The sequence below is a fragment of the Segetibacter sp. genome (genome assembly GCF_025963695.1).
In the GTDB taxonomy this organism is placed as follows: domain Bacteria; phylum Bacteroidota; class Bacteroidia; order Chitinophagales; family Chitinophagaceae; genus Segetibacter.
Genome location: NZ_JAOQAH010000075.1, coordinates 18,241 through 27,387 on the forward strand (window position 1 = coordinate 18,241; position 9,147 = coordinate 27,387).

General features: G+C 40.0%; 6 protein-coding genes. 1 reads left to right on the forward strand and 5 read right to left on the reverse strand.

Annotated features, from left to right (window positions below; genetic code table 11):
• Window positions 1-46: 46 nt before the first annotated feature.
• The 5 genes from JWR87_RS12790 to JWR87_RS12810 all read right to left on the reverse strand — a co-directional run bounded on the left by JWR87_RS12790 (window position 47) and on the right by JWR87_RS12810 (window position 8,582).
• Window positions 47-1,924 carry a RagB/SusD family nutrient uptake outer membrane protein gene (locus JWR87_RS12790; protein WP_297820662.1) on the reverse strand — a complete coding sequence of 626 codons (1,878 nt, stop codon included), beginning with the start codon at window positions 1,922-1,924 and terminating at the stop codon, window positions 47-49.
• 21 nt (window positions 1,925-1,945) lie between these two features.
• On the reverse strand, window positions 1,946-4,930 hold the full coding sequence (locus tag JWR87_RS12795; RefSeq protein ID WP_297820664.1) for a TonB-dependent receptor: 2,985 nt from the start codon (window positions 4,928-4,930) through the stop codon (window positions 1,946-1,948).
• 164 nt (window positions 4,931-5,094) lie between these two features.
• On the reverse strand, window positions 5,095-5,910 hold the full coding sequence (locus tag JWR87_RS12800) for an SDR family oxidoreductase (RefSeq protein WP_297820666.1): 816 nt from the start codon (window positions 5,908-5,910) through the stop codon (window positions 5,095-5,097).
• Window positions 5,911-6,455: 545 nt separating this feature from the next.
• On the reverse strand, window positions 6,456-7,478 hold the full coding sequence (locus JWR87_RS12805; protein ID WP_297820668.1) for a LacI family DNA-binding transcriptional regulator: 1,023 nt from the start codon (window positions 7,476-7,478) through the stop codon (window positions 6,456-6,458).
• Window positions 7,479-8,111: 633 nt separating this feature from the next.
• Window positions 8,112-8,582 carry a thermonuclease family protein gene (locus JWR87_RS12810; RefSeq protein ID WP_297820670.1) on the reverse strand — a complete coding sequence of 157 codons (471 nt, stop codon included), beginning with the start codon at window positions 8,580-8,582 and terminating at the stop codon, window positions 8,112-8,114.
• A gap of 146 nt (window positions 8,583-8,728) precedes the next feature.
• Here JWR87_RS12810 and JWR87_RS12815 point away from each other — a divergent pair.
• A partial coding sequence (locus tag JWR87_RS12815) for a hypothetical protein (RefSeq protein WP_297820672.1) occupies window positions 8,729-9,147 on the forward strand: 419 nt, incomplete at its 3' end.

Consider the following 9,147-nt stretch of genomic DNA (forward strand, 5'->3'; position numbering starts at 1 on the left):
TTTATCCCAAATAGATGCCGGACAAATTCTTCTTGTAATGCATGTTTTAATAACCCGTATTCTGTGTCATCTTAGGAAAAGACAAATCAATTTCACTTTGCGGAATTGGTCTCAAATAGTGTATCTCGCTAATAGAGTTGCTTTTTGCCGCCCATGGGTTATATTTTTTAACCCGCTCAATTAACTTACCTGTTCTTTTTAGATCGAACCACCTGTCGTACTCACCTAATAATTCCCTGGCTCTTTCATCGAGAATAAGATCTATTGTGATGGTGCCCGGGGTAGCGCGGTAAGAAAGGTCATCCAATGATTTAATATTTTCAGGGTTCTTTGCACCTTTAGGATCATTTCCGGCATTTGCGCCCAAAGCGCGGTCAAGCACCTTGTTATAATAAACATGCGCACCGCCTAACTTTCCACCTGTTGCCCCTTTTACTATAGCTTCGGCAGCAATCAGGTAAGCTTCGGCACTACGGAAAAGCGCTTCATTAAATGTACCAAACGCATCGCCATATGGAATACCTGGTTGCCAAAATTTCCACATATGTGGTTCGCCTGTAGGAAAGCCACTTGCACCAACACCGTTGACGATATTGTATCCGCCACCCCACTCATCACCGTTAATAACTGAATATTTTCTTGTACCTCCCACATCAACTCCTCTTTTGTCAGGGGAAGTGGCAGGATTGTTCCACGGGCGATAATAAACAACCGTATCTCCAACTTTAAGATCAACCTTAAGATTTGGATTTACCAGCGGTAAAGGTTTGAAACCTGTAACCGCCGCTAATGCATATCCGACATCAAGGAAGTTGTGATCGTAACGTGTATCGAGAGCAGGATCGTACATGCGATAAACAGCGGGGCTAAGCGTGTAAATAGGCTGGGACCTGTTGTAATCGCTGGTTCGGCCTTTTGATCCCGGAAATGCTTCTGCGCCGCCCCCAAACACCGAATGTAAATTGTTTCCACCTGCAGCATCAACCGGTGGAAAGGCGGCATCGGTTTTATTGGTTATTACGTCAGGATTATACTGCACCGAAAAAACAATTTCAGCATTTTTGTCGTTTTGAGCACCTGTATATTGGGTCAATGGATTCTCGGAACGGATTGGAAAAAGGTCCTTGTATTTTGCAGCCAATGGATAAGCATCGATGATCTTGTCAGCATATTGAAGTGCAGAAGTAAAGTCGGAGCTTGTACCTCCCAGGGACTTATTAAAGTTCCAGCCGCGGGTCAAATATACCCGTGACAATAAAAACTGGGCGGCGCCTTTAGTAATTCTTCCGTAGTTAGATGCAACGGCGGGAAGCTTTGATTCAGCATCAAGAAGGTCGGCTATAATCTGGCTGTATATTCCAGCCGAAGGAACCCTGGTTGCTACTTTGCTTGCGCTTTGTGTTTCGGTCAAAGACATTGGAACATCGCCCCATTGCTGAACCAGGTAGAAAAGGGTTAGGGCTCTTAAAAATTTTGCTTCAGATACCCTCGCGGCTTTAAGCGGTTCAGCCATCGTAGTGATACCATCAGCACGGCCGATGGCAGTATTTACGCGGCCAAGCTCAGCATATAATAAAGTCCATAAAACTCTGAAATCATCTAGCGAAGCATTTAGTCCTGCATCATATTGAGTTAATGAAGGAGCATTTGCCGGAGCCGTTGCAAACTTGGGATCGCCGTAACCACCGGGCGTAAAAAGGTCGGTACCATTTAGAACAAGTTGGCGCGATTGGTGGATGTTTCGCAGCAAAGGATAACAAGACCTGACCAGGTCTTCAAACCCCGCTTCTGTTTTGTAATAAGCATCGGTAGTGAGTGTAGATACGGCGTTTTCAACCAGGAAATCTTTTTTGCAGCCTGTTGCAAACATGCCCATAAATGCAATGGCCAATGTAGTATATCGTATGTTAAGTATTAATTTCATCGTGGGTTGATTTAATAAGATTTATAAACTGATGTTTACTCCTACAGTATAGATTACATTCGGCACATCATCCTGGAATATTGCAGAATTGAACTCCGGGTCAAAGCCGATATAATCAGTAAATACAAAAGGATTGGAAACCTGTGCATAAAAGCGGGCATTGGAAATCTTCATCTTATCCAATTTCTTCTTCGGTAAGGTATATCCTAAAGTAAAATCAGAAATTCTTAAAAAACTGGCATCCTGGTAGTTGATCGCACCTCTATATGGATTCGCTACATAGGGTGAAAAGTAAGTGGTTGACGGATTGTCTTTTGTCCAGTAATCTAATGAAGCCAGTGAATTATAACGGGTGCCCAATTCACCAAAGGTTCCTGATAAAGTAGAATTGCTGTACTGTACACCGTTTCTGTAATAAATAAAGAAAGAAAAATCAAAACGCTTAAAGTTGAAACGGTTAGTAACGCCTAAAATCCAGTTAGGTAATTGTGTACCCAATACAACCCTGTCGTCGGCGTTGGTGGCGGACGAAATTTTGCCATCTTTATTTTGATCTACAACTCTTACAGAACCAGGAGCCTGGTTGTAACCCTTCGCTCCTGAAGAATCGGCAAGTTGCCAAATTCCTGCATATTTATAATCAAAATTGGCCCTGATTGGTTGCCCTACAAAAAGCTTATTTCCTATATCAACGGACTGTCCGTCGCCGTACAGTTCAAGCAGTCTGTTGTTGTTTTTTGTAAAAGCAAACGTGGTGTTCCAGCTAAAATTGGTCTTCGCAATGTTCACAGTATTCAAGGTTAATTCAATACCCTTGTTTTCAATCTCACCTACATTCGCAACTACCTGGTTGAAACCTGTTGAAGTTGGGATCTTTTGATTAAGGATCAAATCAACTGTTTTCCTTTTGTATAATTCAAGTGAACCTGACACGCGGCTTTTTAGTATCCCGAAGTCAAGGCCAAAATTTAATTCTTTACTTCTTTCCCATCTCAAATCTTTATTGGCCAAATTTGCAGGAGCAAAGCCGGTGGCTGAACTGCCATCAAAATCGTAACCGGTACTTAGTAGACCTGCTTGAGTGCTGTATGGTGCCACAACTGAGTTACCCACTTCGCCATAGCTTACACGCAATTTCAGGTTCGAAAATAAATTGAGGTTTTGAACAAACTTCTCGTCATCTAATCGCCAGGCAACAGCTACTGAAGGAAAAAATGCCCATTTATTTCCTTCCGCTAATTGCGAAGCACCATCGGAACGTCCGGTTAAGGTTAGCAAATATTTATCATCATATGAGTAGTTAACCCTGCCCATAACTGAAAGAAGAGAACGCTCGGTAAGGGCACTTCCCTGTGCGGTAGTTATTCCTGTATTTAATGCATACCAAAATGAGTTATACGGCAAGTCTTTTACAGCGAGAAAATAGGATTCATCGCGTTGATAAAAGGTGCTTTGCAAGCCCGTAAACGCGATTCTATGTTTGCCTAAGTCTTTATTGTAGTTAAGTATATTGTCGAGTGTATAATTTGCGGAGTTTCTGCTGTCCAACCGTGCAGTTGGCAAGCCGCCGATCCTGGCTTTCGACCATGTTCCTCTCCAGTCACCCAACCTTTGGTTAGTATATGAGGCAGAGAGAGAGGAGCGAAAAGTCAGTCCTTTAAGCAGCTCAACTTCAACATATGTGTTACCCATTAGAGTGGTAGTGGCAGTTTCCAGTTTTGATGTTTCAGGATCAATATCCATTAATGGATTGGGTACCTGTTTGTCGTTTATGCCCATCCAAATAGCATAACCATTTACACTAAAATCTGCATTCTGGGTTGGATTGGTAAGGTCAGAAAAGTAAACAGTTCCTGTTGGCCTTGCCCTGTATGCTCCTCTTAACGATTCCTGGGAGCCCCAGTTTTGATCGCTGTAAGTCATGTAAGAAGTAAATCCTACTTTAAAGCGGTCACCCAGCTTACTATCTAAACCTGCGTTTAAATTGTACCTCTTATAACCAGTGTATCTAACGTTTCCTTCTTCATTCAAATATCCTGTTGAAAAGCGATAGGTCGTTTTATCGTTTCCGCCTGAAAGGCTTATGTTATGGCTTGTTTGAATACCAGGGTCTGTTATCAAATTTGCCCAGTCGGTTGATTTACCTGCATCAATCATGGCTGTTTCGGCAATGGTAAAAACAGTACCGGGAAGGCCTGCCGCGATCCTATCGGTATTGGTCATTTTAAAAAATTGGGCTGATGTCATCATATCAGGTGTATGCGCTAGCTGTTTTACGCCAACATATCCATCATAGCTTACTTTTGGTTTTCCTGAAACGCCCTTTTTAGTAGTAATAATTACCACACCGTTTGCACCACGGGCACCGTAAATCGCCGTAGAAGATGCATCCTTTAAAATATCCATTGATTGAATATCGTTGGGGTTAAGCGTGTTGATATCGCCACCCATTAAACCATCAATTACAATCAGCGGCTGTGTAGAGTTATTGATGGTATTCTCTCCCCTGATGGTAATGTTATAAGGAGCACCGGGCCTGTTACTTGCTTTGGTAACAGTAGCCCCGGCTACCTGGCCTTGAATTGCTTTGGCAGCAAGTACAGGGTTAGCCCTTACAATGTCTTTTGATTGAACTGAAGAGAGTGCACCGGTCACATCCCGTTTTCTTCGTTCTCCATATCCCACCACAACAACTTCATTTAGTTGAGAGGCTACACTAACCAATTTAATGACTAAGTCAACCTGATTTTCTACAACAACCTGCTGAGGGGAGTAGCCGGTATGCGAAATTATTAGTGTCACGTTTGGGACCGAAGGGATGTTGAGACTAAAGTGGCCTTTGGCGTCTGTAACGGTACCATTGGTTGCCTTCTCTGAAACACTGGCACCAACTATCGCTTCATTTGTTTCCGCATGAAGCACTTGGCCCGAAATTTTTCGGGACTGCCCGAAAGTCATTGCAACCATTGAACACATCAATGTTAATAGCAAGAAATGTTTTTTCATGTAGGGGGTTTAGGCGAGAATTAAGCAATCTGTCTTGTACAGAAAGTAAAAATAAATAACCGGTATAAATGTAGATTTTTAAAAAATACGGTCAAACGTCAATCTACGGAAACGTTTTCCGATTCTATTACAGTCAAACCATGAACGTTCGACATGTTTTTGTTTTAAATGCCACTGTTAATATTAAATCCGCCATCCACAATAACTGTTGTACCTGTAACAAATTTAGAGGCACGGCTCAAGAGCCAGATTAGTGTTCCATTCAATTCATCACATCCCCCAAGTCTTTTAAATGGCGTTCGTTTCAGTATTTCATTATTATGTTTCTCTATTGCCTTTTTAGTTCCTGAAAGTAACTTTGTACTTTGATCGGCGGTAAAAAAACCAGGCACTATGGCATTTATCCTTATAGCATCTCCGTGCTTTCGACTTAATTCAACTGCAATACCCTTGGTAAAATATTCAACGGCAGACTTAGCCAACCCGTAACCCATTATCCCACTTATAACACGCTTAGCTGCCAATGAAGAAATATTAACAATAACACCTTCACCATTACGTATAATTGCTTCGCCAAAAACTTGTGTAGGCAATACAGTTCCCCATAAATTTAAATCCATCACTTTCTTTAATCCGTTTATGTTTAGATTAAGAATATCACCGTTGTCTTCTATTATCCCTTCGTGAAAAATACCCCCCGCAGCATTCACTAAGCCATCTATTTTGCCATACGTATCCAACATCAGTTTTCTGGCATTATTCAGTTCATTTCTTTTTGTTACATCTGCACAAAGCGCAATAGCTTTACCTCCACAACGGTTAATTCTTGTTGCACTTTCCTCCGCCATTTTTCTATTTCGGCCCAGAATACCAACCGTTCCACCGACCTCTGCAATACAGCTAATAAATGATTTCCCTAAAACACCTGTACCTCCTGTTACAACAATTACTTTTCCGTCAAGGGAAAATGAATCATTCATTATTATTCTATTTAAAGTGTGACCAGGAATTAATAAAATAGGGGATGTTATATAATCGTTTTAATGCTGATGTTATTGTAATTCTATTTGCTGGAGAACTGCATTAGATAATTAAAAGAAGATTGGCGCAATCCCGCTAACAATTACTTATGACTAGTTGACAAATGGTAATTGATAGGTGAATTTGAACTAAATAACTGATAACGAATACTTAACGCTAGTATTTATCTACGGAAACGTTTGCAGTTTTATAGATTTCGATAAGAAAAGTGTTGATTATTGTATGCTGTACAAGAGTGCGACGCAACGATGACTCACAGCAAGCAATACGGCCTGGCTAACAAATACATCGCATACAATCTTTCACAGCCAACATTTAACTATACAAAATTTATAAAATGCTTTGTGGGAAAGCTTTTGGGACAAGCTGTAGATTTTGATGGCATCATCGTTGTGTCACTCACTTGTACTTTTAAAGTCAATTGCATCTTTTTCCTTCTTTAAATATACACAGTAAAAAGATGTGAAAAATTGACATTTGGGTCTTATTTAAATGAAGTTACTTTAGTGCTTCCCCTCGGGATTAATGTCGATTTTAAGATGATCGTTTCGTGAACATCGGTCATGTTCTTCTTTTCAAGATACCGCAACAATTGTAACGCGGCTTGTTTACCAATTTCATAAGCCGGTTGGGTTATGGTTGACAGGCTTGGGTTTAAAAGAGAGCTTATTTCAAGATTTGAAAAGCCTATGATTTTTACCTGCTCCGGAATATTTATTTTAAGCTTTTCACAAACGTTATAACTGGCAATAGCCAGTTTTTCTACAGAAGCAAATATTCCATCCGGCCTGTCTGAACTGTCAAGTGCATCGGTAATTACTTCTTCATTAGCAGAAACATCGTTTGAAAATTGCATTATCAAGCGTTCATCTACGTGTATGTTATGCTTATTTAATGCGGCTACATATCCCTGCATTCTTTTGCTGCTAATCGATAAATGCCTTGATAAATCGAGGTAAGCAATTTTTTTACATTTACATAGAATGAGGTGTTCTGTAGCAGCAAAACCACCTTCAAAATCGTCGGTGGTAATACAACTGCCCGGAATGGATTCGCATATTCTGTCAAAAAAAACCACGGGTATACCCGTAGCTTTTAAATTAACCAAATGGTCATATTTATTTGTTTCAGCAGACAATGAAAGCAACACTCCATCTACCCTTCCATTTTGAAGATGGTTAGCAACTTCGATCTCTTTTAGTAAACTTTCATGGGTAAGGTAAATGAGCACATGATACTTTTTCTCCTGGGAAATATATTCGATACCATTAATAGCTAATGCAAAAAAGTTGTTAGTGATCTCGGGAATAACCACTGCAATTGTTTTGCTTTTGTTCTTCCGCAAGCTGCTCGCGTAGGGGTTTGGCTGGTAGTTGAGCTGTGCTGCCATCTCCTTTACACGTTGCTTTGTTTTAGCACTTATTTCATAGCTATCCCTTAAAGCACGAGATACCGTGCTAATGGAAAGCCGCAGGTGTTTGGCGAGCATTTTAATGTCAACATTCATATCGCAAATCGTTATATTCAATTAAAAAGATACACATCCCGTATATGCATTAAGGGCAAAAACTCTTATCACCTGTATTTTAATTTCTACTACTCAAATCAGCTTTGCTGCTCAACTATTAAAGAGACTCTGGTGATACCTTGTTTTTTTGCAAATCACTTTACAGTCACAAAGAGGATTGAATTGACGGATTATATTTTTTATCTGCTTCAATTATCTTTTCATGTTAACCGGGTTATACTATCCGAAATTAAATCTTTTGTTAACTGAAACTTTTAGTGCGAGAGTATTATGTTAATATAGAGTACGGAACTTTTTTTCATGTGATTGTAAAAATAAGGCTAATTGAGGCTTATTTAATGCTAATGCTTTTTAGGGGGAGGGGACCAGCATTGATCTGCTTCTGCTGACAATCCGTAACCTTTTTGAACAAAAACAAAAAGTTCAAAGACCGAATAATCTGGTGGAGTGATATAACAAAAAAGCCTGCTAAATCAACGATTTGCAGGCTTTTGAACTATTTTAGTAGTTACTTATGCGGACCGGACGGGACTTGAACCTATCGCCGGAAACCCAATAGAATAGGCACTTTTATAACATCAAATCTTTTAGGTCACCGAATAGGTAACCTAATTAGAAGTTTTTGACCAGACTGTAAAGACCTTTGCTGTTTTGCTTTGCTAAGGTATTCAAAAGCTGGTAATCTGGCAACTTCTCACAGTAGTATTCGTTATATGCCTTTGCAAAGCCATTAGAGACCAATAGCTCGTTTATACAACTTCCATCAGGCAAATAGGCGTAACACAATTGCCTGCCGTATACGTCGTTCTTATTGCGGTTTTCTTGGACGATGCTAATTGTTGAACCTTTCTGAATTACTGTTCTAAGAAATTCAGCAGACTTATTTCCCAATTCCATCAACAGTTGACCAGGCATTTGAAGCATTTTTTCATCCTGTAACAACTTTTTGCACTTTTTTATTTCAGGTGCGTCAATGCCATATAAACGAAACTCAACCAAAGTTTTTGAAATCTTATTGACTGCCTTGAAGCCATCTCCATCAACTACACATAAAACCTCATAATTAGTCTGAAAATCAATCATTGTATATCAAATTAAATGTTTGAAAATCAATCAGTTAAACTGATAAAAGTAAAAATATTTGGTTTAAATTTGATGGTAATTACTCACCCATTTAAAATTAAATTACAATGGCAAAGCAAACAGGTTTAGTACGCTACTCTGGAACAATGGGTGACGTACGACATTTCAAAATCAAAGGTCTTCCTGGTGACTATGCAGGTCTAAAAGGTGGTCCTTCTGGTGAACAAGTATTGCACGATGCCGCTTTCGTTAGAACTCGTGAAAACATGAATGAGTTTGGTGGAAGTGCAAAGGCAGGTAAATCGGTTAGAAATGCTCTTTCTGCATTAATGTCTGAAATGTCCGATAGTCAAGTGACTGGAAGGATTACAGGCATCATGAAGATAATCAATCTTGAAGATGGAACAGAGGCAAGAGGTTATCGGGCAATTTTGATTTCAGCACAACGCAACTACCTAACCGGCTTTCAGTTCAACAAAAACATCAATTTCGATAGCATCATGAGTGCTCCGTATACGCTGGCTCATATCGCCGGTAGGACTGAAGCAACTGCAACTATTCCTGC